Source organism: Catellatospora paridis (assembly GCF_009720365.1).
GTDB lineage: Bacteria > Actinomycetota > Actinomycetes > Mycobacteriales > Micromonosporaceae > Catellatospora > Catellatospora paridis.
Window position 1 is genome coordinate 128036 of sequence record NZ_WBZD01000037.1, and the last position, 26634, is coordinate 154669.

The 26634-nt window shown below is 70.8% G+C and carries 27 protein-coding genes; 13 read left to right on the plus strand and 14 right to left on the minus strand.

The window, feature by feature from the left end; translation table 11 throughout:
• Window positions 1–21: 21 nt before the first annotated feature.
• The 3 genes from F9C41_RS35935 to F9C41_RS35945 all read right to left on the minus strand — a co-directional run bounded on the left by F9C41_RS35935 (window position 22) and on the right by F9C41_RS35945 (window position 3019).
• Window positions 22–645, minus strand: coding sequence for a hypothetical protein (locus F9C41_RS35935; RefSeq protein ID WP_155391302.1), 624 nt, complete (start codon window positions 643–645; stop codon window positions 22–24).
• Between the two features lie 46 nt (window positions 646–691).
• On the minus strand, window positions 692–2626 hold the full coding sequence (locus F9C41_RS35940) for an FtsK/SpoIIIE domain-containing protein (RefSeq protein WP_230690262.1): 1935 nt from the start codon (window positions 2624–2626) through the stop codon (window positions 692–694).
• Between the two features lie 117 nt (window positions 2627–2743).
• Complete coding sequence (locus F9C41_RS35945) at window positions 2744–3019, minus strand: hypothetical protein (protein WP_155391303.1); 276 nt, start codon at window positions 3017–3019, stop codon at window positions 2744–2746.
• A gap of 101 nt (window positions 3020–3120) precedes the next feature.
• Between F9C41_RS35945 and F9C41_RS35950 the strand changes: the two genes are divergently transcribed.
• From F9C41_RS35950 to F9C41_RS35970, 5 genes are all read left to right on the plus strand, one after another.
• Window positions 3121–3282: a hypothetical protein gene (locus F9C41_RS35950; protein WP_155391304.1), complete on the plus strand. Its 162-nt coding sequence runs from the start codon at window positions 3121–3123 to the stop codon at window positions 3280–3282.
• 110 nt (window positions 3283–3392) lie between these two features.
• A complete protein-coding gene (locus F9C41_RS35955; RefSeq protein ID WP_155391305.1) occupies window positions 3393–3803 on the plus strand; it encodes a hypothetical protein in 411 nt (136 codons plus the stop codon).
• Window positions 3803–5026, plus strand: a complete 1224-nt coding sequence (locus F9C41_RS35960; protein WP_155391306.1) for a hypothetical protein — start codon at window positions 3803–3805, stop codon at window positions 5024–5026. Before F9C41_RS35955 ends, F9C41_RS35960 begins: the two co-directional genes overlap by 1 nt.
• Before the next feature lie 35 nt (window positions 5027–5061).
• On the plus strand, window positions 5062–6117 hold the full coding sequence (locus F9C41_RS35965; RefSeq protein ID WP_196280094.1) for a S8 family serine peptidase: 1056 nt from the start codon (window positions 5062–5064) through the stop codon (window positions 6115–6117).
• A 126-nt stretch (window positions 6118–6243) separates the two neighbouring features.
• Complete coding sequence (locus F9C41_RS35970) at window positions 6244–6699, plus strand: hypothetical protein (protein WP_155391308.1); 456 nt, start codon at window positions 6244–6246, stop codon at window positions 6697–6699.
• Window position 6700: 1 nt separating this feature from the next.
• On the opposite strand, the gene F9C41_RS35975 is transcribed toward F9C41_RS35970, so the two are convergent.
• The 9 genes from F9C41_RS35975 to folP form a co-directional block, all read right to left on the minus strand.
• Window positions 6701–7315, minus strand: a complete 615-nt coding sequence (locus F9C41_RS35975; protein ID WP_155391309.1) for a hypothetical protein — start codon at window positions 7313–7315, stop codon at window positions 6701–6703.
• On the minus strand, window positions 7312–8454 hold the full coding sequence (locus F9C41_RS35980; protein ID WP_155391310.1) for a M23 family metallopeptidase: 1143 nt from the start codon (window positions 8452–8454) through the stop codon (window positions 7312–7314). The genes F9C41_RS35975 and F9C41_RS35980 overlap by 4 nt, the downstream gene beginning before the upstream one ends.
• Window positions 8451–8978 carry a hypothetical protein gene (locus F9C41_RS35985; RefSeq protein ID WP_155391311.1) on the minus strand — a complete coding sequence of 176 codons (528 nt, stop codon included), beginning with the start codon at window positions 8976–8978 and terminating at the stop codon, window positions 8451–8453. The genes F9C41_RS35980 and F9C41_RS35985 overlap by 4 nt, the downstream gene beginning before the upstream one ends.
• 2 nt (window positions 8979–8980) lie before the next feature.
• Complete coding sequence (locus F9C41_RS35990; protein ID WP_230690270.1) at window positions 8981–10825, minus strand: cation diffusion facilitator family transporter; 1845 nt, start codon at window positions 10823–10825, stop codon at window positions 8981–8983.
• Between the two features lie 29 nt (window positions 10826–10854).
• A complete protein-coding gene (locus tag F9C41_RS35995; protein WP_230690263.1) occupies window positions 10855–14334 on the minus strand; it encodes an ATP-binding protein in 3480 nt (1159 codons plus the stop codon).
• Entirely contained in the window at window positions 14331–14693 is a 363-nt protein-coding gene (locus F9C41_RS36000) for a hypothetical protein (protein WP_155391312.1), read from the minus strand. The genes F9C41_RS35995 and F9C41_RS36000 overlap by 4 nt, the downstream gene beginning before the upstream one ends.
• 9 nt (window positions 14694–14702) lie before the next feature.
• Complete coding sequence (locus tag F9C41_RS36005; RefSeq protein ID WP_155391313.1) at window positions 14703–15026, minus strand: hypothetical protein; 324 nt, start codon at window positions 15024–15026, stop codon at window positions 14703–14705.
• Window positions 15027–15260: 234 nt separating this feature from the next.
• Entirely contained in the window at window positions 15261–15617 is a 357-nt protein-coding gene (gene folB, locus F9C41_RS36010; protein WP_155391314.1) for a dihydroneopterin aldolase, read from the minus strand.
• Window positions 15618–15619: 2 nt separating this feature from the next.
• Window positions 15620–16441 carry a dihydropteroate synthase gene (gene folP / locus F9C41_RS36015; protein WP_230690271.1) on the minus strand — a complete coding sequence of 274 codons (822 nt, stop codon included), beginning with the start codon at window positions 16439–16441 and terminating at the stop codon, window positions 15620–15622.
• Between the two features lie 33 nt (window positions 16442–16474).
• Here folP and folK point away from each other — a divergent pair, with 33 nt between their 5' ends.
• From folK to F9C41_RS36035, 4 genes are all read left to right on the plus strand, one after another.
• The gene (gene folK, locus F9C41_RS36020) at window positions 16475–17002 is read left to right on the plus strand and encodes a 2-amino-4-hydroxy-6-hydroxymethyldihydropteridine diphosphokinase (protein ID WP_155391316.1); all 528 of its coding nucleotides are present in this window, start codon (window positions 16475–16477) and stop codon (window positions 17000–17002) included.
• A gap of 22 nt (window positions 17003–17024) precedes the next feature.
• On the plus strand, window positions 17025–17534 hold the full coding sequence (locus tag F9C41_RS36025) for a DUF3180 domain-containing protein (protein ID WP_230690264.1): 510 nt from the start codon (window positions 17025–17027) through the stop codon (window positions 17532–17534).
• A gap of 157 nt (window positions 17535–17691) precedes the next feature.
• A complete protein-coding gene (locus tag F9C41_RS40910; protein WP_230690265.1) occupies window positions 17692–18972 on the plus strand; it encodes an ABC transporter permease in 1281 nt (426 codons plus the stop codon).
• Between the two features lie 296 nt (window positions 18973–19268).
• The gene (locus F9C41_RS36035) at window positions 19269–20555 is read left to right on the plus strand and encodes a hypothetical protein (protein ID WP_155391317.1); all 1287 of its coding nucleotides are present in this window, start codon (window positions 19269–19271) and stop codon (window positions 20553–20555) included.
• A gap of 67 nt (window positions 20556–20622) precedes the next feature.
• Here F9C41_RS36035 and F9C41_RS36040 read toward each other — a convergent pair whose 3' ends face one another.
• The gene (locus F9C41_RS36040) at window positions 20623–21780 is read right to left on the minus strand and encodes an NADH-quinone oxidoreductase subunit D (protein ID WP_155391318.1); all 1158 of its coding nucleotides are present in this window, start codon (window positions 21778–21780) and stop codon (window positions 20623–20625) included.
• An 80-nt stretch (window positions 21781–21860) separates the two neighbouring features.
• On the minus strand, window positions 21861–22847 hold the full coding sequence (locus F9C41_RS36045) for an SAM-dependent methyltransferase (RefSeq protein WP_155391319.1): 987 nt from the start codon (window positions 22845–22847) through the stop codon (window positions 21861–21863).
• Between the two features lie 76 nt (window positions 22848–22923).
• Here F9C41_RS36045 and F9C41_RS36050 point away from each other — a divergent pair, with 76 nt between their 5' ends.
• From F9C41_RS36050 to panD, 4 genes are all read left to right on the plus strand, one after another.
• A complete protein-coding gene (locus F9C41_RS36050) occupies window positions 22924–24207 on the plus strand; it encodes a phytase (RefSeq protein WP_155391320.1) in 1284 nt (427 codons plus the stop codon).
• Window positions 24208–24384: 177 nt separating this feature from the next.
• The gene (locus tag F9C41_RS36055) at window positions 24385–25299 is read left to right on the plus strand and encodes a Rossmann-like and DUF2520 domain-containing protein (protein ID WP_155391321.1); all 915 of its coding nucleotides are present in this window, start codon (window positions 24385–24387) and stop codon (window positions 25297–25299) included.
• Entirely contained in the window at window positions 25296–26150 is an 855-nt protein-coding gene (panC, locus tag F9C41_RS36060) for a pantoate--beta-alanine ligase (protein ID WP_155391322.1), read from the plus strand. The genes F9C41_RS36055 and panC overlap by 4 nt, the downstream gene beginning before the upstream one ends.
• Window positions 26150–26578 (plus strand): aspartate 1-decarboxylase, encoded by a 429-nt coding sequence (gene panD, locus F9C41_RS36065; protein ID WP_120317408.1) that lies wholly within the window; start codon window positions 26150–26152, stop codon window positions 26576–26578. The genes panC and panD overlap by 1 nt, the downstream gene beginning before the upstream one ends.
• The last annotated feature ends 56 nt before the right edge of the window (window positions 26579–26634 follow it).

Sequence of the window (26634 nt, forward strand, 5' to 3'; positions counted from 1 at the left end):
CGGCCGGACGGGCGCTTTCGTTCACAGCACGGCGAGCAGCAGGACCGCCAGCAGCGCCGGCGCGATGCACGCGAACGCACCGACGGCGGCGGTCCGGGGACGCTCCGGGTAGACGATGCCGACCAGCAGCCAGCCGCCGCCGAACGCCAGCGGCGCGAGGATCAGGCCGCACACCGCGGCGAAGAACACCTGCGCGCCGTCGCCGGCCAGACCCGCGACCGCCAACTGCACCAGCAGCGCGGCGAGGCTCAGCGGCCCGTACACCAGCAGGTTGCGCAGCGTCTGGGAGCCACTGCCCTCGTCGTCGAACCGGGCCAGCGCCCCGTCCGCGACCTCGACGTTCGCGCCCGCCTGGCGCAGCGCGGCCAGCGCCACCGCAGGCCCTCCGGTGACCGCCTCCGCCGCGGTGAGCAGCTCCGCCGGGCCCGGCTGGAGCACCGGCGGCGGCGCCCCCGCCCGGCTCGCCGAGTCGAGCAGCCGCGTGGCCTGCATCCCGAGCCGAGCCTGCACCGTCGGCAGCTCATCGCGGGCCGCCGCCAAAGCCGACGCCTCACCCGCGGCCGAGTCCGCCGCCTCCCGCCGCACCGTGTCCAACCGCTGCGCCGCCCCCAGATACTCCGCCCAGGCCGTACTCCGCTCACTCACCGCGCACCCGCTTGCTCGGCTGTCGTGGGCAGGGCTGGCAGCGTGGTCATGCGGGCTCCTGGGTCAGCGCGGTGAGGACTACGGGCGGGTCGGAGGAGGGATCGCGGGCCTGCCAGAGCCGCTGGCGCAGGGCCGCCATGACCTGGGCGTCGGCGTCCGGGTCGGGGAAACGCACCGTCTTCTCATGGCCGCGGGTCGCACCGCGCGGGCCGCCCAGGCCGCCGGCCGTGTTGACGACCGCGCAGCCCATCGGCAGGGTCGCCGCCGCGTCGTTGGTCGCCTCCAGCACGTCCCCGCCGCCCGGCAGCGCGATGCGCACCGGCACCTGCCCGAACAGCGAATCCCGGCGCACATGCAGCGCCTCGATGCCGCGCACCGTGTGCGAGCAGAGGATCAGATGCACGCCGTACGTACGCCCCCGCCGCCCGATCGACTCCAGCAACCCCAGCGCCTCGGCCGAGACCGGATCCGAACCCGCCAGCAGCACCGGGAACTCGTCGATCACGCAGACCAGGCGGGGCAGCGAGCGCTGCTCGCGGGCCTGCGCGAACCGTTTCACGCCGAGCTCCTGCCACAGCTCCTCGCGGCGGCCCAGCTCCTCGTCCAACTCGCGCAGCACCGCCAGCCCCTGCTCGCGGTCGCAGTCCATGCCGACCACCCGGGCGTGCGGCAACCACGCCGGATCAGGTTCCGGCCCCGCGCCCTGCGCGAACCGCCCGAACGCCCCACCCGGCTTGCAGTCCAGCAGGTACAGCACCAGCTCGTCAGGGTCGTAGCGGGTACACAGCCCATACAGCACGTTCACCAGGAACGCCGACTTGCCGCCGCCCGAACGCCCGCCGACCAGCCAGTGCGGCGTCAGATCCGCGAACACCAGCGAAATCGGCGTATCACCGGCCAGCCCCGCCGTCGTCGACAGCCCCGCCGCCGACGACTCCGCCCACCAGTGATCCGGATCCGGCAGCAGGTCCATCAGATGCACCTGCCCCGACAGGGCATAACGTTCCGCCAGCTCGCGGCACACCCGCGCCACCAGCTCCGCGGGCGGATCCGGATCGAGCCGCACCGGCACCGACAGACCGGGCCACGTCGCGGTCGGGCTCGGGCCGTCGCCCGCCGCCGGCTGCGCGAAAGGCATGCCCCCCAGCAGCGCGTACGGATTACGCAACGCGATCAGCGTGCTCATCGGCAGCGGGGCCTGCGCCGACGGCAGCGACGTGTCCGGAGTCAGCGGCGGCGGCGGCCAGCCCGCGACGATCAGATGCAGCCCCGTCGCCGGACCCGCCTGCGCCAGCGCGGTGATCCGATTCAACTCGGCCCCCTGGACATCCGACGGCAGCGCGGCGACCAGCAACAACATGGTGCAGTCCCGACGCCGTGGCCGGGCCGTCGGTCGCCGCTGCGCCTCCGGCCGGCTCGGACGTACCCAATGCTCGGCCTCCGCCAGCACCGCCTGCAACCCGGCCCGGTCCGTGACCGGCGGCGGCATCAGGCCCGCATCGGCCAGCGCCCCGAACGGCGCGAACAGCGCCCCGCCCACCGCGTCCACCGCCCGCACCACCAGGGTTCCCGACGGCGCGGTCGCCAGCAGCCGCAACAGGATCGCCCGCAGCACCCCCGCCACCCGAGGATCCCGCGAATCGGCGCTGAACGTCAGATGGCCCGTGCCCAGCAGCGGCAACACCGCCGGGAACCAGGCGTCCTCCTGCGGCGCCGCCGTGCCGACCCGCACGAACTCCGGCCGGCGCTGCTCGCCCAGCGGCGTGCCCGCCGGCACCTCGTCCAGCGCCGCACCCAGCCAGCCCGGCGTCAGCCGAGCGGCGGCGTCCCGCAGCCGCTGCGCCAGCGCCTGCTGCTCGGCCAGGTCGGTCCGCGGCGGCGGAAGATAAGTGTCCAACGCGGACGCCGCAGCCTGTGTCACCGCCGAAGCATGCCGGTGCAGGCTCGCCGCCTGGTCGATCCGCGCGTTCAATCCGGGCACGCCGACACCTCCGCTGCGTCCTCCCCGGGGGAGGGTAGCGCAGAGCGCCCGATACCTGTCGCAACTACGCGGAAGCAACTGCCGAGTAAACCCGACAGATCATCCGTCGACGACGGGCTATTCGTCCTTCTGCAGGTAGTCGATGAACCGCGCCCTGATCAGAGGCTCCTGATCGCCGTAATCGTGGCCGGTGAACTCCCGCCACAGCGACACCGAGTCGTCGACCGCCGAGCCGATGTCGGCGAGTTCCCGCTCCTCGGTCTCCGGCGACGTGGGCAGGTGCTTGAACAGGTCCCAGAAGAAGCCGAGGTCCAGCTTCTCGCGCGCCTTGGTGAAGGCTCGCTCGCGCAACTCCTCGGTGGGCAGGGCATCCAGTTCGGTGAAATCGGTCACCCGACCAGCGTACGGGGTGATTCCCGGAGCGGCCTCCCGGCGGTGATCCGTCCGCCTGTCGCGACCTCGTGCCGCGTCGGGAGGCAGGCTATCGTCATCGCGTGTACGAGACCCCGCCGCCGAAGCGGCCGTCGCCCATCCTCGGCCTGCTGAAGAAGCCGATGATGCTCGCCATCGCCGGAGCCGCGGTGGCGCTCCTGCTCGTCATCTTCTGCTGCTGCGGGCTGTGGTTGTTCGGCAACCTCAACACCGGGTCGGTCTGACGCCGCGGGTTATCCACAGAGGAATCGTCGGCCCTGTGCGCGGCGTGTCTGCTCGGCTACGCTGCCCGCAGGGCGTGCTGATGCACGTCTCTGCTCATGGGGAGGTGAGCATGGCGGACAAGCCGATGCCGCAGCTGGCGGTGGACCTGGTCGAGGTGCGGAAGGTCACCGAGGACCTGCGTGCGCGTACCAATGACGGGCTGGCTCCGGGAGTGGGGCAGTTCGCGCGGGAGATCGAGCGGGGCGTGTTGTTCGGCACGTTCTCACCCAGCGGCGAGACCCAGGCCGCGAGGAACGCGTTCTGGGCCGCGCTGCAGCGGCACCATGACAACGCCAGAGTGCAGCTCGAAATCGGGTACACGCTCGCCAGCGCGCTGGAGAAGGCGTTGGAGAACTACACGAAGGCCGACGATCTGGCCGCGGTGAAGCTCGCTGTGCTGGAGCAGGAGGTCACCGCGGTGACCAAGCGACTTGCTCTCGCCGAACTACGCCATGAGCAGGGGCGAGGGGCATACATCTGATGGATGAGCCGAAGCCTGCCGAGATCGCGGTGACCAGTGCCGCGTCTGCTCTACCGGAACAGCCGGTATGGAAGGTCGTCTTCACCAACTGGGACCAGTACGACGTGCCGCGAATTTGGGACAGCCTCAGCTGCGTCAGCCAGCCGGAGACGAGGGAGCAGACCCAGAACATTGCCCGGTCCGCCGACCAGCTCAACGCCCAAGCCGACCAGTTGGAGCGGCTTCGCGTAAGACTCGCGGCTGCCTGGTCGGCCGGGCAGAGTGCGGCTGCGGCTGCGGCCGTGGGCCAGATCGATGCACTGATCGGCGCGCTGCGTGCGAACGCTTATGCCGCGGCCGTCACGGCGCGAGGGGTCAATGGCGTGGTCGAAGCCATGACGTCGGCGAGGCAGCAGCTCGAGCCGATCGTCAACGAATACTTCGGGATAACCAGCGAGCACCACGTGTACGCATGGCGACCCGTGGCCGGCAGGCTCAACCAGCAAGCGCGGGAGGTGATGATCTCGGCTGAACAGGCCATCCGCGACCACCGCAAGAGCATCGTCCTGCCTGAGCCCACAGAGGCTTTCTGGACTTACCGAGAGACACTCAAGCCCGGTGAGAAAAAGGATGTCGAACAGCCCGACCCGCGCAGCCACTGGAGGCCGCCCGGCACGCCATTGCCGTCTTCCTCGACGCCGGCACCGCGGCGTGACTCGGATCTGATCGCCGAAGATGACGATCAGTCGCCGGTCGGCGGCCCGGTACTCGGTGGTATGCCCGTTCCAGGCATCCCCCCTGGGGGAGCATCGGTGTTGCCGATCCTTCCCGGCAGCCCATACGCACCAGCCGGTGGGGCATACGTGATGCCGACCGGCAGCAGCGGTGCGGCAGGTTATGTCGTACCCATGGTGGCTGGAGTCGCGTCAGGACCGGGTTCCCGCGTGGGCGCGAACATGCCAGGAATGCTGCCCATGCCTACGCCGATGGGCGCGCCATCGTCCAACCGCAGCGGAGACGCCGGGTCACTCTATCGCCAGGGCAGTAACACGCGATGGGACGTGCGGCAAGGGGGACCGGCGGTGATCGGCCCTATCACCCAGCCTGCTCAGGAACGTGCAGCGGCCTCTTCGGAGGCAGAAGAGTTCCGCCAGTGGTACACCGAGGTCGCGATGCCGTGGCGGCTCGCCGGTGAGCACGGAGAGCCGATGCCGACCGTCACTATCCGCCGAGGAGCACAGTGAGCGCAGCTCGGCGCGTCATGAGAATGGCCGCCTCCATGTCGGTGATCGTCGGCACGCTGGCGACCGCCGCGCCGACCGCGCTCGCAGCCGATCAGATCAGCGTCGGTCAGTGGTTCCACGCGCAGATGAATACGGGCATAGCCCACAAGATCACGAAGGGCGAAGGTGTCGTCGTCGCAGTCGTCGACACCGGCGTGGACGCCAATCATCCGGATCTTGCAGGCTCCGTGTTGTCAGGAGCAGACTTCAGCAGCGAAGGTCCGGGCGACGGGCGGACGGACCGCGACGGGCACGGGACTGCTATGGCGGGCCTCATCGCTGCTCACGGCCGGGTCGGTGGAGTCGCGCCGGCAGCAAAAATTCTTCCTGTGCGTTCCTCCGCCAGATCTCTAGGCACCGGTGGACTCAGTAAGGGCATCCGCTGGGCGGTCGGTCAGAGCGTCGACGTCATCTCGCTCTCTTTGGGCGCTGAGTCCGATGACATCGTGCTCCAACAGGCGGTCGAAGAAGCTCTCGCGGCCGACATCGTGGTTGTCGCTGCGGTAGGTAATCGCACGCATGTCACCAAGGTGGGATATCCGGCGACCTATCCGGGCGTCCTCGCCGTGTCGGGAGTCGACCAGAAGGGCTTGCACTCTTCTGCCTCGGTAAGCGGGGCACCGGTCGACATCGCAGCACCATGTGACGGCGTCTCCAGCACCTCCCTCGACGGGGGATGGGGAATGGGCACGGGGACGTCGAACTCGGCGGCCCTCGTGGCGGGCGCGGCCGCACTGGTCCGCGCGCGCTTTCCAGACATGCCGGCCACGGAGGTCATCCACCGGCTCACCGCAACAGCGGTGGACAAGGGCCAGCCGGGGCCTGACGGAGAGTACGGCTACGGACTGGTGGACGTCTCCGCTGCCCTCAGTGCCTCGGTGCCGTCGTTGACGCCCTCAGCGAAGTCGGCAACGCCTCAGGCCGGGCCAACATCCGACGGGACAACTCCGCCTCGGTCGTCACGCCTCATGGTCGTGCTCGTGGGCGGCATGGTGCTCGTGCTTGCAGCGATCTCTGGTCGCGTTTGGTGGTTGAGGCGTCAGCAACGGTAGCGGCATAGATCCCTGCCTGGGTGACGTCTGTGTTCAGACAATCAGGGACGTTCGGCAAAAGGCGGTGACGGCGCGAGAATGAGGGGCATGGTGCGGTCAGTGAAGTGGCGAAAGATCATATTGATCTTGGCGATTGTCGTTGCGGCTGCTGGAATTGGCGGCGTGGTAGCCGTGGTCTTGACCTACCACGAGGTGACCAAGATCGACCGTACCGAGCCACTGGTCGTGCTCGATGAGTATCTGGATGCTGTCCTTGTTCGAAAGGATCGAGTGGGAGCGGAGCTTTACGAATGCTCCGGCAGCAGTAACCTGACGGCTCTGGCGAACCTTCGCGGTCAACTGAATGAGCGCGAGCGCTCGTTCGGCGTCGAAGTATTGGTTACTTGGGGCGCCATGTCTCAGGCGGGACAAGGTAGCTCGATTTCGGCCACGACCGAACTCACCGTCATCGCGCTTGAGGACGGCTCTGAGCAAAGCCGTAGTAGCCAAGCCTGGCGGTTCACACTCGTGAATCAGGACGGCTGGCGTGTTTGTGCCGCGGAGCGGACCACAGCGGCATCTCCGTCACCCAGCGCCGGGTAAGTCACTCGAGCCACAGCTCCGTTAGTGGCACAGCGCGCGTTGCCGGGGCTTGTCCTGTCGCGGCCCACCGGTACCACTCGTGCTCTTGGGCTACCCTGACTTGAGCGTTGCCCTCTGGGCCAGCATGCGCCTCGGTCACTGCACGAAGGCCTCGTTGCTCGCCGTCAGCGCTGGTGTGCACCAGGCGACGGCCCATCAGTTGTCCAGTCGTTTGGGCGGCGAGAGTCTCGGCAGAGACCGCAACGCGGGTCGGCGGTGCATCCAGTGATACCAGTATCAACCCATCAACAGTCGTTGTGTGCTCAGCAGAGGTGCTGATGGTCTCCACCCACACACGTTCTACTGGCACCAAGGCGGCGAACACCTCGACCCGTTCACGCTCGGCGCGGTACCACTCCGCCTCCGCTAGGACGGGGATAAGGCTGCGAGCACCCTGCCGAACCATCGCGTCGCCGCGCATTCCCGTGCGCCAGCCGTGGCCCGGCAGGCCAATCATCACTCGCGCCCCGCGCAGCACACCTCCACTGCTGATGACAGTTAGGGCGGGTACCGGCACAATAGGGGCGGGCGGCGTGCGCCATTCGGCTGCCCACGCCGCGAAGTCTGCCTCGGTCATGCCGAGTCGCTCTCCTTTCCTAGGGCAGCACCCTTGCTGGCCATGAATGGCACCGGATCGATCGCGCCGCGGTTGGATCGGTCGCCATCGAGATGGACCTGGAAGTGTAGGTGCGGACCGCTGGAGTGACCGCTGGTCCCGACGTAGCCGATGACCTGGCCAGCGCCTACGCGGTCACCCACGCCAACTAGAGGCTTGCTCACCATGTGGCAGTAACGCGTGATCACTTGGCCGGCGTGCAGGATGTCCACGAACCAACCGCATCCCGGCGTTGACGGCGACCCGTCCCGGTTGCAGTTGCCGACATCGCACTTGCTGACGATGACGACGCCAGCCGAGGCGGCCCGGATCGGCGTGTGACGGGATGCGCCGAGGTCGACGCCGTTGTGGGTGGGCCGCTCGGCGGTGCGGAAGCCGGACCAGACGTTCGCACCGACCGGTGCTGTCCACCCAGAGGCGGCGATCTGGCCGAATCCGGCGCACTTCAGTTGGCTGCCGACCACGACAGCACGAGCCGCTCCGTCGGTCAGCTCGTTGACGATGCGTGTCGCGGTCGGCTCATGCTTGGCGTAAGCGTTTGGGTATGCGCTGATCTGCACTCGCTGTGCGGCAACAGTAAGGGGAAGTGCCTCCCAGTTTTTGATCTTGGTTAGCTTGTTGTAGAACTTCGTCGACGAGTAGACGGGATCCATGATCTGCTCGGGGGAGCCCCAGCCCTGACTTGGCCGTTGCTGGAACAGCCCAAGCGAATCATGGTCATTGTGATTACCGAGGTGGCCGTGATTGGTGAGGCTGCTTTCCTGCATTGCCGTCGCAACCGCGATCACCCATCCTCGGGGTGGCACCTTGAGCTGCTGACCGGTCTTGATGACGATTGCCGCATTGCGGATCTTGTCTTCGCCATAAGGTCCGATCCGCGGAAACTGCCCGGTAACGCTGATTGTCTTGGTGCTACCGCAGCCCAGAGCGTTGGTCAGTGTTGAGTTGTTGGTCGCGAGGTCACCGAAGATCACCGCACTCACGGCTCCGCCGCAGCACAGCAGCCCGAGGGCGGCCGTAACGGCGACGATGAGGCCAGGACGCAGAAAACGACGCCCCTTGTCGCGTAGGGGTGCGGTAAGAGGCGGCAGGCGGCTCATACCCGTTCCCAATCGATGCCGTCCACCAGCCATCGTCCGTCGGATGCTACGAGCCTTAGACGTAGCAGGCCGGCATCAATAGGGATCACCACCTCCACAAAGGAGGTAGCGAGGGCTTCCATGCGGGCCGCCCCTGTAATCCTGTCTGCGGGCACACCGGCTGGGTCGACGCCATTCAGTTCTGCGACGAGGGCATCCGTGCTGTGCGGACGCAATGAGTCGAGCCAGTCGGTACCGCTGCGATCGTGCTTGATCCACTGTTCGGCGAATTTGGTGGCCACGGAGATTGCTTGTGGGCCGTTACTCGCCCTCATCGGGCTTGGTGTCGGATCCAGCTGTACCAGACCGTCGTCTCCTTCATGGGGGTCGACAGCGCTGGGAGCTGCAATCGGTGGTTGAACAGAGGAAGTCACCGGTGGAGTCGGTCCACCAAGCAGCTTGCCGAGGATGACGATCACCGCGACGGCACCAGCCAGCCCGAGAGCCACCACGGTGCGGGGCCGTAGGGGAATCCGGGACAGCATGGCTAGCTCCGTTCCGCCCAAGTCTCGGAGCGGCGCTCCGTCCGCGCCGACGGCTCGGCAGCGGGTTCTGTCCGCGCTTCCGCGCGGGTGGCTGCCTGGTGGGGCACCGCGGCGGGCCGGTACACGGCATAGGCGGGCGAGGATTCGGGCACGTCCGGCGAGCGCCACGTCTCCGCGCGAACTGGGTCGGCTCCGCCGCGTGCCTCGGCGCGGACGACCGAGGCTGGGTCCTCCGCGCTGACCGTAAGCTCCGGACGGGCCTCTGGCACAGTCGTACTTGTGGTGCTCCCGGGCGCGACTGCGGTGGCTGGCGTCCGCTCGCCGGTGGAGGAGGCAATGGGTGCTGAAGGCCGAGCAGTGAGCAGCGACGTGCCACTGCTGCCGCCGCCAAGCTGCGTAATCCGACGGTATGGGCGCAGCAGGATCCAGCCCACTACCCCACACAGCAGCACCAGAGTGACCTGAAGCCATCCAGCGAGAGACGAAGTGCTCATGATCAGATCGACGGCGAACAGATAGACCGCAGCGCCGGTACCGAAGATGAGAACGTTGAACAGCGCCGCCAGCACGGAGTTGACCAGGCGGCGAAGGCCCGCACTTGCCGGACGCAGCAAACCGACGGTGCCAAGAGCCGGGGCGGCGATGACAGCCCAACGAATGATCAAGAATCCGAGGAGCACCAGCAACGAGGCTACGACGTCGAAGGCGGCATAAGCGAGCGCTGACAGAATCGCAACGAATCCCGCTCCGATCCGCTCCATACCTTTAGTGCCGCGAAGGTATTCGTAAGCGTCTGGATCTTCCGCACGGACCTGCTCAGCCACCTTCATCCACTCGCCCTGCTTCCGGCGGATGGTGTTGTCACGTAGTTGCTGGCGTGCCTCATCGGTAGGTGCTGACTGGATCTTTGCGACGTCATCCCAGCTGAGCGACTTCGCACGGTACAGCGCTGGCCCATACTTTCTGGCGGTCTCGCTGTCTGCAGAACCGAGTGCTCCACGGATCCAGTTGCGGTAGAGCAATGCCTCCACAGCTGTGTCGCCAGCGCGCACAGCAGGAGGACGGTGGTCGTCGCAGGCACCCGGTTCGGGGTCGCTGCAGGTGGTAGTGGTAGCAGTGCGAGGTCCGACTGCGTCGTGCACCACACTTAAAACGCTGACCAGCGTTCCGTCAGCAGCCTTCGCAGACTGAACGGGCCAACTGGCGATCGCGGTAACGCCGACCATCACCAGAATGGCCCAGCCGACAGTCGTCAGTGCCATCGACATCTGGGCTTGACGGGAGCGCCACAGCAGGTAGACGCCGATCACCGCGAGCGTGATCACACCGAACACGCTGAAGACCTGCCTGTAGAGAGCCGTAGTGGCGTTCTCCACGAGCGGGTCGGCCCAGCCCCACATCTCGTCCGGCGCCCAGGCGCGCTCTCGCAGCGCGTTGGAGACGCCCACGATGCCGGCGGCGAGCATGAACTCGCCGTTGGCGATGGTGTTCTCGAGCTTGTAGTCGGGGTGCATGACGGTCTGAACACAGTTGATGTCGTAGGTCGTGTAGTCGTAGCCCGCATACCCGTAGCGCGAGTACTTACCGGCGGGCCCGTTCACGTTCCAAGTGGGCCTGCTCACGAACCAGCCGCCGAGACCGGAGTCCGGGGCTGCGGGGTTTGGGGCGCTCACGCATTGCACGCGTGCCGCGCTGACCTCCTGCAACCGCGTGATGCACTCGTCCAGCCCGCGGGCCGTCCACTCCTCCAGCGAGCACAGCTTGTCCCCAGGCGCCGCGACCGCCGCAGCGGCAGGCGCTGCAGCCTGGACGGGCGCGCCGAACAGGGTCCCCAGCGCCAGCACCATCGTGGCGAGGACCGCGGAGGCGAGCCGCTTCACCGCTTGCCTCCCTGGCCGGCCGCCTGCCCGGTCGGGGTGGTGTCGAGGGTTTCCAGCAGCCCGGCGACGTACGACACGTCCACCCGCACCCGCTGCACCCGGCTGTCGACGTCGCGCAGCACGAACTCGCGGTATCCGAGCCGTCCCGCGCTGTTCGCGTCGGGCGCGGACAGCGAGGCCAGCACGGCCTCGTATCCGACGTCGGTAGGCACCCGGAGCAGCCGCAGCGCCTCGGACGCGATCTCCGGGTCCTGCGCGATACGCCCGACGAACACGGTGGACACGAGGTTCTGCACGTCGAGCCCGAGGATGTCCTTCGGGTTCTGCGACGCGACGAGCGCGGCGAGGTTCCACTTGCGGCTGTCGCGGGCGAGCCGGACCAGGAACGATCGCCCGGACCGCCAGCCCTCCATGAAGTGGGCCTCGTCGAGCCCGACGAGCTTGCGCTGGTGCATGTCACCCGAGTAGCAGCGGCGGACGGCGAGCCGGTGCGCGGTGTGCAGCATCGGCAGCGCGAGCGCCTCTTCCGCGGACCAGTACTCTCGCTCGATCTTCAGGTCGGGCAGGCGCAGCCCGGACATGGTGATGACGGTGAGCGCGGAGTCGGTGCTGAGCAGGTCGCCGGGCGGGCTGCCGAAGAACAGCAGGGCGAGCGGCATCTCCGCGGTGTCGAGCAGCAGGTTGGCGAGCTCGCGGCCGGTGTCGTCGATGCCGGCGAGGCAGCGGACGACGTCGTCGAGGGTCGCGGTCTCCTCCGCGGGCACGGTGCGCACGGCGTGCCGGAGCAGCGTGGCGGTGGATGCTTCGCGGGCGACCTGCGGCGGCATGAGCATGGAGCAGATGTCCTGGACCAGCATGCGGCGTTCGGCGCGGGCGTTGCTGACGGAGATCTCGTATTCGCGGTCGCCATCGGCGCCGGGGCCGAATTCGGTGCGCTGCGGGGTCGGGATCAGCGAGTACGGGGCGAGGGTGCCCTGCTCGCCGCCGGTCAGGTTGAGCACGCGGGAGTACGGCTTGAGTTCGGGCATGGACGCGAGGCGGGCCAGCGGGCCGCTCGGGTCGAGGAGGGTGACCTGGACGCCGCGCCGGGCGTTGAGGTAGCCCATGGCGCCGAGCAGGGTGGACTTGCCACCGCCGGGTTCGGCGACCATGACCGACAGGCCGGAGCGCTCGCGGACCTCCATGGGGAAGTGCGGGTCGAGGAAGACGGGGCGGCGGCAGGTGCCGGCGGTGCGGCCGAGCAGGTCGCCGCGGCGGTCGCCGACGACGGACGCGGCCTGGGGCAGCGCGGCGGCGAGCAGGCGTACCGGCATGCGGCGTAGGTAGCCGGTGTTGGCGACGGGCTCGCCGGGGATGAACTCGCGGGCGAGCTGGTCTTGCTGCTTGGGGTGCTGGAGCGAGACGCGCAGTTCGCGGCTGTAGGTGGCGACGACGGAGCGGGCGCGTTCGAGGCATTCCTCGCGGTCGGCGCCGCTGACGGCGATGCGGTGCCAGCCGTGCGCGCGGGCGGAGTCGACGGGCAGGCCGGTGGTCATCTCGTCGCCCATGACCAGCGCCCGGCTGGCGAGGCGTTCGAGTTCGGGCGGGGCGTCCATGCCGTGCTCGAGGTAGTCCAGCTGCTGCGAGCGGATCATGCGCAGCCGGTGTTCGAGGTTGCGGAAGCTGTCGCCGGGTCCGAGGATGTCGACCCGCGACGACAGTTCCATGGGCCAGGGCAGGCGCTCGTGGAAGTGCAGCCAGGGCTCGTGCCGCTCGGGGATGTCGAGGGGTTCCATGCGGCCGACGGTGAGCACGGCGACGTGCCGTTCCTCGCCGGTCATCCGGTTGACGAGCTTGACCGTGCTGCCGTATGGCGTGCGGTAGCGCTCGATGTGCTCGGTGAGGGCGAGCAGGTCGCCGGAGTCCCAGCGGCCGTGCGCGACGGAGCCGACCATGTTCGGGGGGCTCATGCCGAGCGCGACGGAGCGGTAGAGCAGCCATTCGAGTTCGGCGGCGGCGGCGCGCTGGCCGCGCATGCCGAATGCGGCGAGCACCTCGTCGAACTGTTCGACCTGCTTGCCGAGCTTGCGGCGTTCGGAGTCGGCGGTGCCCTTGCCGAAGGCGCGTAGCAGTTTCTCGCTGAACGAGTCGCCGAGCGCCCGCCGGGCGAAGGTCACGCCGAGGTAGGTCTGGCCCTCGCTGTGGTTGATCTCGCGCAGGTGCCGCTGGGCGGCGACGAGGTGGTCGCCCCAGCCGGGCGCGCCGGGCACGGGCGGCAGCGGGCGGTGGGTGAGCTGGTCGAGCTGCGCGGCCCACTGGTCGGCCGGGAAGGGCCGGGTGGTGCGGCGCAGGTGCAGGCGGAACCCGGCGAGGCCGGCGTACTGCTCGCTGATGGCGGACAGCAGCGACTCGCGGTCGGCGTCGGGCCGGAACGCCCAGCGCACCTCGGGCAGCATGTACCACGCGGTGACGGCGTGCGGAGTGAACGTGAGATGACCGGCGATCTCGGTGATCGCGAGTTCCTGGGCGGCGTCGCGGTCGCGGGCGGCCTTCGGCTGCGCGGGCGGCTTGACCTGCTTGCCTCGGCTCTTGGCCGGCTGTCGCTGCCCGGCGGGCGGGGCGCTGCGGGGCGCGGCCTGCGGGGTGCCCCGCGGGGGCAGCGGACGGCTGCTCAGTGGCACGGTGCTGACCGGCACGGAGCTGACCGGAATCGCGCTGACCGGGCGGTTGCGCAGGTCCGGCTGGGGGCGCATGGGCACCCCGCTGACCGGCACGCCGCTGACGGGCGCGTTGCGCGGCACTCCGCTGACCGGGGCGTTGCGCGGGCGGCCCGGCTGGGTGCCGGAGCGGCCGGCCTGGTCGGTGCGAGAGTCGGCCGTGGTGCGTCCGGTCGGTGCCGCCGGCGGGCCGGGCGGAGCGGGAGTGGTCGGCGGCGAATCCGCCCGGGCGGGCCCGGATCGCGGCGGCGCGGCTTGGCGGCCGTCCGGGCGGGTGCCCGTGGTGCGGCCGGTCTGCGGCGCTTCGGCGCGTGCGCCGGGCTGGTGGGCCGCCTGGCCGGGCGTGCCGTGCGGCGGCGGCTGGCGCAGCGGGGTGCCGGCCAGGCCGACCGAGCCGGGGTCGGCCGCCTCGGAGTCGAACAGTTCCAGGAACGGCGATTCGATGTCGGGGCCGGACGGCGCCGGTGGTGCGGAGGACGGCTCGGGGTCGCGGCGCGAGGACGCGGCGCGTTCACGCTGTGCCTGGGTGGCGGCGTCGGCGGCCGCGCGCATCTCGGCGGCGCGCCGGTCGGCTGCCGTCTGCAGGTCGCTGCGCAGGTCGGCGGTGCGCGCCTCGGGACGCCCGCCGGCGTCCTCGGCGGGACCCTCCGGCTCGGCAGGTTCGCGGCGGCGCGGCGGCTGGAACACGGCGACGGGGCCCGTCGCGGCGGTCCCTTCGACGGACGGGACGACGTCGGATACCGCGTCGTCCAGGTCGTACTCGGTATCGTTGCTGGTCATGTGATCGCCTGCCGCACGACGACGCGGCGGGCGACCAGGCGCGGGTCGCGGCGCTCGACGACCGGTTCGCGGGTGCGCTTCCAGTCGGTGAGCGCGGTGCGGATGACCATGCGCGCGGGCCGGTCGGGGTCGACGTGGCGGAAGATGTACGACGTGGTCACGATGGCGAGCGCGATCTCCCAGGTCGGGAAGATCTCGAACTCCTGTGTGAACAGCCAGTGGATGCCCATGTAGAGCGGGACCAGCAGCACGAACAGGCCGTACTGCGCGTACGGCAACTGCACGGGGAGCGTGTATCCGGGCGGCCCGAGATAGACCAGGCGAGCCCGGTAGATGTCGTCGTCCGTACGCAGCCGCATCGCTTCCGCCTACTCGAACATGATGTCGATGAGGTTCTCGCCGACGAGCAGCAGCGCGCCCGCGCCGACGATGAAGGCCACGCCGATGATGGCGATCGCGGAGCTGGTCAGCACCTTCGACACCTCGCCCTTGCTGGCGCGGCCGATGAAGATGACGCCGAGGATGGCCAGCAGGATCGGAGAGATCTTCGTGGCGAAGAAGGTGAGGATGTCGTTGGTCGCGATGCCGCCGCCCGCGGGATCCCCAGGCGCCGCCAGGATCTCGTCGGCGAGCATGCCGAGGGCCGGCGTGGCATGGTTCCACGCCGCCTGGACCAGTTCCATGGCGATCATTCGGTACCTCCCCGGTGCGCGACCGGCGCTGCAATTGCTTAAGCCTTACCGATGGGGGTCCTCAGCGGTGGGATGCAGCCGATGACACCCTGCTTCGTGTCGATCACAGTTCGTAGTGGAGCGCCGGGGTTTTGCCCTTATGTAGGACCGGTGTTCGATCCATAGCAGAGCGTACGGTGCACCCACCGGTGCGACAAGCCGTGCAGGTGGTGGCGGGTGTCGGATGTCCGGCCGTCACCTGGTGCCGGTCATCGTCACACTGACGTCGGTGAACGTCAGCGGGATCGGCGCCTGTGGCTTGTGGACGGTCACCGTGGCCCGGGCGACGCGGGGGTCGGCCAGGCAGGCATCGACGAGCCGTTGGGCCAGCGTCTCGATGAGGTTGACCGGCGGCCCGGCCACGACCTCGGCCAGTCGTGAGGCCAGCTCGCCGTAGTGCACGGTGTCGGCGACGTCGTCGCTGTCCGCGGCCGGGCGCAGGTCCAGCCCGAGCACCACGTCGACCACGAAGTCCTGCCCGTCGCGCCGCTCGAAGTCGAAGACGCCGTGGTTGCCGCGTACCCGCAGGCCGGTGAGCGTGATGAGGTCCATGGTCAGCCTTCGTAGCGCAGCCGGGGGCTGCCGGTGGCCCGCCACACCGCGAGGGCGTCGACGGTCGAGCGCACGTCGTGCACGCGTACCCCCCAGGCGCCGGCCGCGGCGGCCAGCAGGCTGGTCGCGGTGGTGGCGGCGTCGCGGTCCGCGGCGGGCCGGCCGTCGAGCAGCAGGCCCAGGTAGGACTTGCGGCTGGCCGCGAAGAGCACCGGGAAGCCCAGCCCGATGATCCGGTCCAGGTGCCGGGTGAGCGCCCAGTTGTGCTCGGCGGTCTTGGCGAAGCCCAGCCCCGGGTCGACGATCAGCCGGTCGGCCGCGATGCCCAGGCGCAGCGCCTCGTCGACGCGGCGCGACAGCTCGTCGCGCACCTCGGTGACGACGTCGCGGTAGGTGGCCAGCGCCTGCATGTCGGCGGAGTGCCCGCGCCAGTGCATCACCACGTACGGGCAGCCGGCGTCGGCGACGACGCGGCGCATGTCCGGGTCGGCCAGCCCGCCGGAGACGTCGTTGACGGCGACCGCCCCGGCCTGTACGGCGGCCGCGGCGACCGCGGCGCGGGTGGTGTCCACACTGGTCGGCACGCCGGCGTCGGCCAGCGCCGCGATGACCGGGACCACCCGCTTGATCTCCGTGTCCGCGTCCACGCGTGACGCGCCCGGCCGGGTCGACTCGCCGCCCACGTCCACCAGGTGCGCGCCCTGGCCGTGCAGCTGCACCCCGTGCCGCACGGCGGCGTCGAGGTCGTCGTAGAGGCCGCCGTCGGAGAAGGAATCCGGGGTCACGTTGAGAACCCCCATCACCACCGGCGGCGTCGCGTGCATCAGGTCGGCTGCCACGCTGCGAGAATATCGGTCGTGACTTCGGTGGTCTTCTCGATAGGCAGCAACCTCGGCGACCGCGCCGACCATCTGCGCTTCGCGGTGCGCCGGCTCGCCGAGGAAGGCGAGCTGCTGGCGGTGAGCGGCGTCTACGAGACGCCGCCGTGGGGCGACACGGAGCAGCCGGCGTACTACAACGCCGCCCTGCTCGTGCGCGGCCCGCAGGCGGTGGAGCAGTGGCTGCTCACCGCGCAGGGCATCGAGCACGAGGCGGGCCGGGTGCGCCACCAGGCCCGCCGGTACAGCCCGCGCACGCTCGACGTCGACCTGGTCGCCGCGTTCGCCGACGACGGCGAGCCGATCCTGCGCGACACCCCTGAGCTGACCCTGCCGCACCCGCACGCCCACCAGCGCGCCTTCGTGCTGCGGCCGTGGCTGGAGGTGCAGCCCTATGCCCAGCTGCCCGGGCACGGCTGGGTGAACGACCTCGTGCTGGCCGAGCCGATGGCGACGGAGGTGGCCGCGATGACGGCGCTGCCCCAGGTGCGGCTCGAAGTAGAGTGACCCTCATTCAGACGAGTGAGGGGTGTGGACCGCATTGAGCCAGCCGCCGACGCCGGAGCCACGGCTGCAACCCACCAACCCGGCCACCCTGATCGTCGCGGCGCTCGGTTCGGCCGCCGTCGCCTGGCTCATCATCAGCACCTGGTACGGCAGCATGCCGACGCTGCCCTGGCTGCCCGCGTTCACCCTGCTCGCGCTCGCGCTCGTGGAGTTCGCGCTGGCGCAGCAGACCCGGGCGCGGATCGAGCGCAAGCCCGGCCGTCCGGGCGTGGAGCCGCTGGCCGTGGCCCGGTACGCCGTGCTCGCCAAGGCGTCCTCGCTGGCCGGGGCGATCTTCGCCGGCTTCTCCGCCGGGCTGACCCTGTGGCTGCTCGTCGACGGGCAGCGGCTCACCGCGGCCACCCGCGACCTGCCCGCGGCGATCAGCTCGCTGGTCTGCTCGCTGGCGCTGGTCGGGGCCGGGCTCTGGCTGGAACGCGCCTGCCGGGTGCCGAAGCGCCCCGAGGACGACGACAAGCCGGACATCCAGTAACAGGCGAACGGACCGGTGGCGACCACTATCGGGTACCTGTCGACGGCGGGATGTTGTCGCCGGTAGACCCTGTTGCATTCACGTTTCAGCCGGTACGGTGCCTCGGGTATGCCGTGTCGTACCCCGCGACCGGCAGCCGACTCGGGAGGCGCGAGTCATGGCCTACGACAGCGAAGCGACCGACGCGACAGGGCAGCGACGGTACCGCGGCGAGGGCTTCCGTGAGGAGTCCGATCTCAGATCCGACGGCGGCGCACACAGCGTCGTCGCCGGGATGCAGTACCGGCCACGGGCGACGCCCGCGGCCAACCTGGACGACGTCTTCGACGACCCCGCGCACGGCGAGGTCGGCCGCGACCGGCTCGGCGTGCACTTCGCGTGGGAGGGCGTGCTGCTGCTCGGCGTGGTCACGGTCGGCTTCCTGCTGAACAACAGTCACCGGGACACCATCACCGGCGCGAACTTCAAGGAGCTGCTGGTCTTCGCCTCGGTGCTGGGCCTGCTCGGCCTCGGCGCCTCGACGACGCTGCGCGCCGGGGCGGTGAACCTGGCCCTCGGCCCGGTCGCCGCGGCGGCCGCGCTGTACTACGCCGAGCACGGTTCGGCGGGCGTGGTGCCCACCGCAGGCATGGCCGTCGCCTTCGCGGCCGGGCTGGGCCTGGTGGTGGCCGTCCTCGTGGTCGGCTTCCATGTGCCCGGATGGGCGGGCAGCCTGGCGGCGGCGCTGGTGGCGATCGTCTGGATCCAGAAACACCCGTCCCCGCTGACCGTGAGCGGCGAGTACGACCCCACCGGGCAGGCGGTCTACCTGTACGGCGGCTTCGCAGCGTTGACCATCGTGGCCGGCCTGCTCGGCGCGATCCGGTCCATCCGGCGCGGGGTCGGCCGGTTCCGGCCGGTGACCGACCCGGCCCGGCGGCGTGGCGGCCTCGGCGGCGTCGTCGCCGTGCTTGCGCTGATCGGCTCGATGGCACTGGCGGCCGTGGCGGGTGTGGTGATGGCCGCGCTCAACGGGGCCACCGAACAGGTCGTCGCACCAACCGAGGGCTTCGAGCTGACCGGCCTCGCCCTGGGCGCGGCCCTGATCGGCGGGGTGAGCGCGTACGGCCGCCGCGGCGGCGTGTTCGGCACGCTGCTCGGCGTCTCGCTGCTCGCCCTGGTCGTCTGGTACGCCGACGCGGCCCAGTGGCACATCTCGCTGTACGCGCTGGCCGCCGGCGCCATCGCGCTGGGCCTGGTGGTCACCAGGCTGGTGGAGACGTTCGGACGGCCGCTGCCGCTGGACGACGAAACCCCGGACGACTGGTCCGACGTGGGCGTGCCGGGTAGCTCGTGGTCCACCGGCAGCGGCGACACGTGGTCGAACCTGCCCGCGCAGCCCGCTCCCGCCCGCGCCGACCAGTGGGGCGACGAGGACCGCTGGTCCTCCCTGCGCTGAGCTGACACGACGACCGGAGCCCCGGCCGTGCCGCACCCGCGGCGCGACCGGGGCTCCGGTCATATGTGCCATCTTGTTTTAGAGTCGGGCGAAACGGGCGGGCGCTCGTTGAACCGTTCGTGACGAAGGTTCGGCGATTACCGGCGCGTCGCGCGCCGCGACGGGGTCCGCACAAGCCGCGCTGGGTGGCGCAGCTGTTCAGGACGGGCCGGAGACGATCCACGCGCGGAATGTTCTCGCATTTCAAGGCCGTGGAGCATTCCCCTCGCAAGCAACTGTCGGTAGCCTCTAGCACCATGCCGGACTCGGACACTCGCGATGATCAGCGGCACGCGCGCCTGCTCCCGGTGTTGTTCTGGGGAGGCGTCGGGCTGGCCCCCCTGGCTGCGATTTTCCTGTTCGCGGCCGACGGGGGCACCGCGCTGCGGGCCGCCGTGGGCGTGGTCATCCTGTCGGTCATCCTGATAGGGCTATCGATCACTCTCCGTCGCGACACCGAGACGGTTCGGCTCGAACTCGAGGACATGATCCTCGATGAGATCGACACCGTCCGGGCCGACGTCCGCGACGACATCTCGACCGCGGCCCACGCCACGCACCGTGCCTTCGCGGAGAAGTTCCAGTACCTGGTCGACCAGCTCGAGGCCACCCGGCACGAGCTCGACGCCACCCGTGCGCAGCTCGAGCACGTCCGCGCCGAGGCCGTGCGGGCCGCGGCCCAGGCCGCGCCCGCGCCCGCCGCCGCCCGGGCCGGCGCCCCCGCACCCACCCCGCACCAGCCGGGCCCGAGCTCGGGCCGCGCGGGCATGCCGCCCGGCGGCGTGGTGCGGCACACGGAGACCGTGCAGGTGACGACGCGGCACACCATCGTCGACCCGCACGGCGAGGACGCCCAGCGCGGCGCGGCGATCTACGGCAGCCCGGTCAGCGGCGCGGCGAGCGGCGGCTTCGACCGCGGCCGCGACGCCGCGGAGTACGGCCACCGGGCCGAGAGCCCGCGCATCGAGGTGCAGCGCCCGCGCGCCGAACGGTCCCGCGAGCGGGACCGGCACGAGGAGTCGTGGACCGAGCAGCGGCTGCGCGAGCAGCTGGAGCGCCGCCGCGACGCCAGCGAGCCGGTCTCCGGTGGGGAGAGCCGGCCGTCGCGCCGTGACCGCGGCGACGACCGGTGGTCCGACCGCCCCGCCGACGCGATCGAGGGCCGCTGGTCCGACCGCGACGACGAGGACCGGCCGGCCGTGCGTGCCGCCGGGGACCGCTGGACGACCGTGCGCGACGACGACCGCGGCCGCGAGGTGCGGATGGGCGAGCGCCGGGCCGCGCTGCACAGCGACAGCTCGGGCACCGAGCTGCGGATCGAGGACCGCTGGGCCGCGGTGCGGCGTGAGGACCGCGGCTTCGACGAGGACCGGGCCGACGAGGGGCGGGGCGGCTTCCCGTACCGCGACCAGGAGCGCCGCGAGCCCCGCGCGCTGACCGGCTCCGACCGCGAGGACCGCTGGTCCGACTACGAGGACGTGCGCGACCGCGACCGGGACCGCGACCGGGACCGCGATCGGGACTACGACCGCCGGTACCGCTGACCACGACAGCGAGAACGCGCCCTTCCGGATCACCGGAGGGCGCGTTTTCGCGTATAGGCGGCGTGCGCTACTTGTCGATGTCGCCGACGACGAAGAACATCGAGCCGAGGATGGCGATCAGGTCCGGCACGAGGGTGCCCGGCAGCACCGTGGACAGCGCCTGCACGTTGGCGTACGACGCGGTGCGCAGCTTCATCCGCCACGGCGTCTTGTCGCCCTTCGACACCAGGTAGTAACCGTTGACGCCGAGCGGGTTCTCGGTCCACGCGTAGGTGTGGCCCTCCGGCGCCTTGACCACCTTGGGCAGGCGTACGTTGACCGGCCCGCCGATCCGGTCGACCCGGTCCAGGCACTGCCGGACCAGGTCCAGCGACACGTACACCTGGTCGAGCAGCACCTCGAAGCGGGCGTGGCAGTCGCCCGTGGTGCGGGTGACCACCGGGACGTCCAGCTCGCCGTAGGCCAGGTACGGCTCGTCGCGGCGCAGGTCGAAGTCCAGCCCGCTGGCCCGCGCGACGGGCCCCGAGGCGCCGTACGCGGCCGCCTGCGCGGCGGTGAGCACGCCGACGCCGACGGTGCGGGCCAGGAAGATGTCGTTGCGCCGGATCAGGTCGTCCAGCATCGGCATGCGTGAGGCGACCAGGTCGACGGCCTCCCGGGCGCGCCCGGTCCAGCCTGCCGGGACCTCCTCCTTGAGCCCGCCGATGCGGTTGAACATGTAGTGCATGCGGCCGCCGGTGGCCTCCTCCATGACGGCCTGCAGCACCTCGCGCTCGCGGAACGCGTAGAACACCGGCGTGATCGCGCCGATCTCCAGCGGGTACGAGCCGAGGAACATCAAGTGGTTGAGCACCCGGTTCAGCTCGGCCATCGCCGTCCGCAGCCAGACCGCCCGCTCCGGCACCTCCAGCCCCATCAGCCGCTCCACGGCCATCGCCGCGCCCAGCTCGTTGCTGAACGCGCTCAGCCAGTCGTGCCGGTTGGCCAGCACCAGGATCTGCCGGTAGTCGCGCACCTCGAACAGCTTCTCCGCGCCACGGTGCATGTACCCGATGATCGGCTCGGCGGAGAGCACCTTCTCGCCGTCGAGGACCAGCTTGAGTCGCAGCACGCCGTGCGTGGACGGGTGCTGGGGGCCGATGTTCAGCACCATGTCGGTGCCCAGCTGCTGCGCCCCCGCCCCAGCGCCGACCGTCAACTCCCGGGTCCCACCCGTCTCCACCATGCGCGCCATCGTAAGCCAGCGCCAAGAAAGGCAGGGCACCTTCGTCGGCTCGCCAGCGAGACGAGCGGAAATTCTGCTCGCTATTCGTGGAGGAAGGGCACCTTCTTGGCGTCGAGGTTCATCCACTGCGCCAGCCACCAGTGCGCGCCGAGGCCGCCCGTGGCGGTCAGCTCCCCGATCTCGCTCGTCGCGGCGAGTGCCCGTACGTAGCCGACGGGATCGGTCGAGGCCAGGGCCAGCGGTGGCCGCTGCGCGGTGACGCCGAGGCGGTGCAGGGCGCTGCGCTGGTCCAGCAGCAGCCGGTCCGCCCTGTCCGCCGCGATCGAGTCGACGGCGACGTGGCAGGTGATGTCGGTGCTGCCGTCGAAGGCGGGCGGCACCTCGCGCCCGTTCCAGAAGCCGGTCACCGTCGGCAGGATCGGCCGCCTTTCGCGCCGGTGCCCGTAGTCGACGGCGAGTGCCAGCCCCGCGTCCAGCGCGCCGACCGCCTCGGCCCAGGCCTCGTCCCGGCTGCGTCCGATCTCCACGACGTCGTCCGGGCCGGCTGGCCACCAGCGCTCGATCCAGGCGGCGTCGGCCGGGTCGAGCGGCCCGCACGGGTTCAGGTCGGTGTCCAGGTAAGACCCGTCGCGCGCGAGGTCGAGAGGCACGTTGTCGAGCCACTCGGTGGCCAGCAGCAGTCCGGTCAGCCCGCGCGGCAGCTCGGTGCGCCACGAGACGGCGGTTCCCGGCCCGACGTCGGCGCCTGGCGTGTCACCGGTGCCGGTCGTGGCGCCGCGCTCGGCTGCCGCATCGTCGGCGCGGGCGCTGACCTCCACGGCCACCGCCCGGACTCGCGCCCGCAGCGGCGCGTCCAGCGCGGCGAGCACTGCGTGCAACAGCTCGCCTCGACCAGCACCCACGTCCACCAGGTCGAACACCTCGGGACTGCCGAGCGCCCGGTCGACGTCGGCGACGAGCACCGCGATCGCCCGGGCGAAGTGGGGCGACTGGGCGCTGGTCCGGAAGTGGTCGGCGGGCCGCTCGCGGACGAAGAACCCGTCCGGCCCGTACAGCGCAGTTCGCATCGCATCCCGCCAACGCATCGGTGCTGTTCACTCTCCGTTCGTCGCCGGTTGCCCCGCCGAATCTACGGTCCGGGCCATGCGACGTATTCTCACCTGCCTGGCGGCGACCGCCCTGGCGGCGACCGCGCTACCCGGCGTGGCTTCGGCCGAGTCCGGACCGACGACCACGGACGGCACGCCCGCGCTGCGTACCGTCACCGCGAAGTTCGAGACCCCCGCGCTGTACGACGACGAGGCGGGCGGCGACGCGAACGCGGACGACCCGGCGATCTGGGTGAACGAGCGGGACAGGTCCCGCAGCCGGGTCATCGTCACCGCGAAGAACGGCGGCCTGCACGTCTACGACCTGCGTGGCCGCGAGACGCAGTCGTTCGCCACGCCGGCGGCGCCGGGCCCGGACGACGAGCCGGGCCGCTTCAACAACGTCGACCTGGTGACCGGCTTCCCGCTGCACGGGCGGCTGGTCGACCTCGCCGTGGTCACCGACCGCGGCCGCGACAAGCTGCGCTTCTACCGCATCGACGACGGCGTGCTGACCGACGTGACCGCGGCTGACGCGCCGTTCGCCTTCAACACGACCCAGCAGGAGGTCAACGAGCAGGCCACCGCGTACGGGCTGGCGACGTTCCGGCAGGGCCGGGACTTCCTGGCCGTGGCGAGCCGCCGGCACACCCCGGAGCTGGGCATGTTCCGCCTGGTGGCCAAGGGTGCGAAGGTGAGTTACCAGCGGGTCGACAAGCTGGTGCTGCCGGACACGTTCCGGCTCAAGAGCGGCGGCAGCTGGACGCCGTGCCTGGAGCCGGGCGAGCTGCCGCAGGTCGAGGGCATGACCGTGGACCCGGAGCTGGGCGTGCTCTACGCCGCGCAGGAGGACGTCGCGCTGTGGCGGGTCTCCGTCGCCGGCGGGCGGTTCGGCTACACGCCGCGGATGGTCGAGCGCACCCGGGAGTACGGCGTGCCCGCCGTCTACGACCCGGAGACCGAGGAGTGCACGTTCGACTGGGCGGCCGACCCGGGCGAGGGCGGGCGCATCGACGCCGACGTCGAGGGCGTGACGATCTTCAAGACCGGCCGGCTCGCCGGCACGCTGGTGGTCTCCTCGCAGGGCGACGACACCTTCTACACGTACGACCGGCTGACGCTGCGGCCGCTGGGGCGCTTCGCGGTGGTCGACGGCCGGGTCGACGGCTCGCAGGAGTGCGACGGCGCGGCCGTGGTGAACACCCCGCTGCCCGGTTTCCCCGGCGGCCTGCTGGTGGTGCACGACGGCCACGAGACCCCGGACGGCGACCGCACCGCGACCAACGTCAAGTTCCTGGACGCAGGCTTCTTGGATCAGCACCGCCTCAACAGGCGCTGAGCAGCGAGACGGCGGTCACGAAGGGCGCTCCCGGGACGTGGTTCCGGGGGCGCCTTTCGTTGTAGGCATGTGAACTTTCCGCGGCAGTGCGGTTTCGCACAGTCTCTGTCCAGTGATCAGGACACGGGGTCATACTTTCCCCGACCGGTACCCCGAAGAAGAGGACTGGATCAGATCATGAGTGCTGAGCTCACCATCGGTGTGATCGGCGCCGGCCGGGTCGGCGCGGTCCTCGCCGCCGCCCTGCGTGGCGCGGGACACCGGGTAGTCGCCGCTTCCGGCGTTTCCGCCGCGGCCAAGCATCGCATCCGCACCCTGCTGCCGGGTGCGCACAATCTTCCCGCCGACGAGGTGGCCCGCGCCGCGACCGATCTGCTGATCATCGCGGTGCCCGACGACGCCCTGGCCGGTGTCGTGACCGGCCTGGCCGCCACCGGCGCGCTGCGGCCCGGCCAGGTGGTGGCGCACACGTCCGGCGCGCACGGGCTGGCCGTGCTGGCCCCCGCCGCGGCGGTCGGCGCCCGCCCGCTGGCCCTGCACCCCGCGATGACCTTCACGGGCACCGCCGCCGACCTGGACCGGCTGCCCGGCATCTCGTACGGGATCACCGCCGCCGACGACACCGTGCGTGCGCTGGCCCGGTCGCTCGTCGCCGACCTGGCCGGCAGCCCGGAGTGGATCGCCGAGGACCACCGCGCGCTCTACCACGCCGGCCTCGCGCACGGCGCGAACCACCTGGTCACCCTCGTGAACGAGGCGGCCGACCGGCTGCGCGACGCGGGTGTGCTGAGCCCGGAGAAGGTGCTCGGCCCGCTGCTGACCGCCGCGCTGGAGAACGCGCTGCGGATGGGCGATTCCGCGATCACCGGGCCGGTGTCGCGCGGTGACGCGGGCACGGTCGCCCGGCACGTGCAGGAGCTGGCCCGCACCGCCCCCGACTCGCTGCCGGCGTACGTCGCGCTGGCCCGCCGCACCGCGGACCGGGCGATCGCCAACGGGCGGCTGCGCGCGGTCGACGCCGAGCCGCTGCTGGGCGTGCTGGCCGAGCCGGCCGCCGCCGACGCCGGTCAGCTCGGTGAGGCGGCGAAGTGACCGCCGTCGTACGCACCCGAGAGGAGCTGGCGCGGGCGCGCGCCGCCGCGCAGGGCTCCGTCGCCGTGGTGATGACCATGGGCGCGCTGCACGAGGGGCACGCCACCCTGCTCCGGGAGGCCCGCAAGCACGCCGACTTCGTGCTCGCCACGATCTTCGTGAACCCGCTGCAGTTCGGCCCGAACGAGGACCTGGCCCGCTACCCGCGCACCTTCGACGCCGATCTGGCGGTGTGTGCGGCCGAGGGCGTCGACCTGGTCTTCGCGCCGACCCCCGAGGTGATGTATCCGCACGGGCAGCCGCAGGTCACCGTGCACCCGGGCCCGCTGGGCGAGGCGCTGGAGGGGGCGGTCCGTCCCGGCCACTTCGCGGGGGTGCTGACCGTGGTCGGCAAGCTGCTTCGGCTCACCCGCCCGGACCTGGCGTTCTTCGGCGAGAAGGACTACCAGCAGCTGACGCTGATCACGTTGATGGTGCGCGACCTCGAACTCGGGGTGGAGATCGTCGGCGTGCCGACGGTCCGCGGGCCGGACGGCCTGGCGCTGTCCAGCCGCAACCGCTACCTGAGCGAAACCGAACGGGAGACGGCGCTCGCGCTGTCCCGAGGACTGCGGGCCGGAGCCGCCCGGCGGGAGGCCGCGGCGGTGCTGGCCGCCGCGCGGGCCGAGCTGGCCGGCGTGGACGTGGACTACCTGGCCCTGCGGGGGACCGACCTGAGCGAGGACCCGGGACCGGGCGAGGCGCGGCTGCTGGTCGCGGCCCGCGTCGGAGCCACCCGGCTGATCGACAACCTGCCCGTCCACCTGGACACCGACGGGGCCGCCACGAAGACCGAGGGAGAATCGGCCTGATGTTCCTGCGCACCATGTTCAAGTCCAAGATCCACCGGGCTACGGTGACCCAGGCCGACCTGCACTACGTCGGCTCGGTCACCATCGACGAGGACCTCATGGACGCCGCCGACCTGCTGGCCGGCGAGCAGGTCGCGATCGTGGACATCACCAACGGGGCCCGGCTGGAGACCTACGTCATCCCGGGCGAGCGCGGCACCGGCGTGATCGGCATCAACGGCGCGGCGGCGCACCTGGTCAAGCCCGGCGACCTGGTCATCCTGATCTCGTACGCGCAGGCCGACGAGGCCACCGCCCGCTCGTACACCCCGCGGGTGGTGCATGTGGACGCCGACAACCGGATCATCTCGCTCGGCGCCGACCCGGCCGAAGCCGTCCCGGGCATGGTCGGCGACGTCGTCCGTGGCGACCTGACGCTGAGCCGTTAGGCCGATCCTCGGCGCAACAAGATCGCGGTGCCACGCGGTGGCGGCGAAGTTCGTCG

What these genes read in the sequence shown, in the direction of transcription:
- F9C41_RS35955 (WP_155391305.1), top strand. Translation starts at nt 3,393, where the DNA reads ATGGCGGACAAGCCGATGCCGCAGCTGGCGGTGGACCTGGTCGAGGTG.
- F9C41_RS35960 (WP_155391306.1), top strand. Translation starts at nt 3,803, where the DNA reads ATGGATGAGCCGAAGCCTGCCGAGATCGCGGTGACCAGTGCCGCGTCT.
- F9C41_RS35965 (WP_196280094.1), top strand. Translation starts at nt 5,062, where the DNA reads ATGTCGGTGATCGTCGGCACGCTGGCGACCGCCGCGCCGACCGCGCTC.
- F9C41_RS35975 (WP_155391309.1), bottom strand. Translation starts at nt 7,315, where the DNA reads ATGACCGAGGCAGACTTCGCGGCGTGGGCAGCCGAATGGCGCACGCCG.
- F9C41_RS35980 (WP_155391310.1), bottom strand. Translation starts at nt 8,454, where the DNA reads ATGAGCCGCCTGCCGCCTCTTACCGCACCCCTACGCGACAAGGGGCGT.
- F9C41_RS35985 (WP_155391311.1), bottom strand. Translation starts at nt 8,978, where the DNA reads ATGCTGTCCCGGATTCCCCTACGGCCCCGCACCGTGGTGGCTCTCGGG.
- F9C41_RS35990 (WP_230690270.1), bottom strand. Translation starts at nt 10,825, where the DNA reads ATGGTGCTGGCGCTGGGGACCCTGTTCGGCGCGCCCGTCCAGGCTGCA.
- F9C41_RS35995 (WP_230690263.1), bottom strand. Translation starts at nt 14,334, where the DNA reads ATGACCAGCAACGATACCGAGTACGACCTGGACGACGCGGTATCCGAC.
- F9C41_RS36000 (WP_155391312.1), bottom strand. Translation starts at nt 14,693, where the DNA reads ATGCGGCTGCGTACGGACGACGACATCTACCGGGCTCGCCTGGTCTAT.
- F9C41_RS36005 (WP_155391313.1), bottom strand. Translation starts at nt 15,026, where the DNA reads ATGATCGCCATGGAACTGGTCCAGGCGGCGTGGAACCATGCCACGCCG.
- folB (WP_155391314.1), bottom strand. Translation starts at nt 15,617, where the DNA reads ATGGACCTCATCACGCTCACCGGCCTGCGGGTACGCGGCAACCACGGC.
- folP (WP_230690271.1), bottom strand. Translation starts at nt 16,441, where the DNA reads ATGCACGCGACGCCGCCGGTGGTGATGGGGGTTCTCAACGTGACCCCG.
- F9C41_RS40910 (WP_230690265.1), top strand. Translation starts at nt 17,692, where the DNA reads ATGGCCTACGACAGCGAAGCGACCGACGCGACAGGGCAGCGACGGTAC.
- F9C41_RS36035 (WP_155391317.1), top strand. Translation starts at nt 19,269, where the DNA reads ATGCCGGACTCGGACACTCGCGATGATCAGCGGCACGCGCGCCTGCTC.
- F9C41_RS36040 (WP_155391318.1), bottom strand. Translation starts at nt 21,780, where the DNA reads ATGGTGGAGACGGGTGGGACCCGGGAGTTGACGGTCGGCGCTGGGGCG.
- F9C41_RS36045 (WP_155391319.1), bottom strand. Translation starts at nt 22,847, where the DNA reads ATGCGAACTGCGCTGTACGGGCCGGACGGGTTCTTCGTCCGCGAGCGG.
- F9C41_RS36050 (WP_155391320.1), top strand. Translation starts at nt 22,924, where the DNA reads ATGCGACGTATTCTCACCTGCCTGGCGGCGACCGCCCTGGCGGCGACC.
- F9C41_RS36055 (WP_155391321.1), top strand. Translation starts at nt 24,385, where the DNA reads ATGAGTGCTGAGCTCACCATCGGTGTGATCGGCGCCGGCCGGGTCGGC.
- panD (WP_120317408.1), top strand. Translation starts at nt 26,150, where the DNA reads ATGTTCCTGCGCACCATGTTCAAGTCCAAGATCCACCGGGCTACGGTG.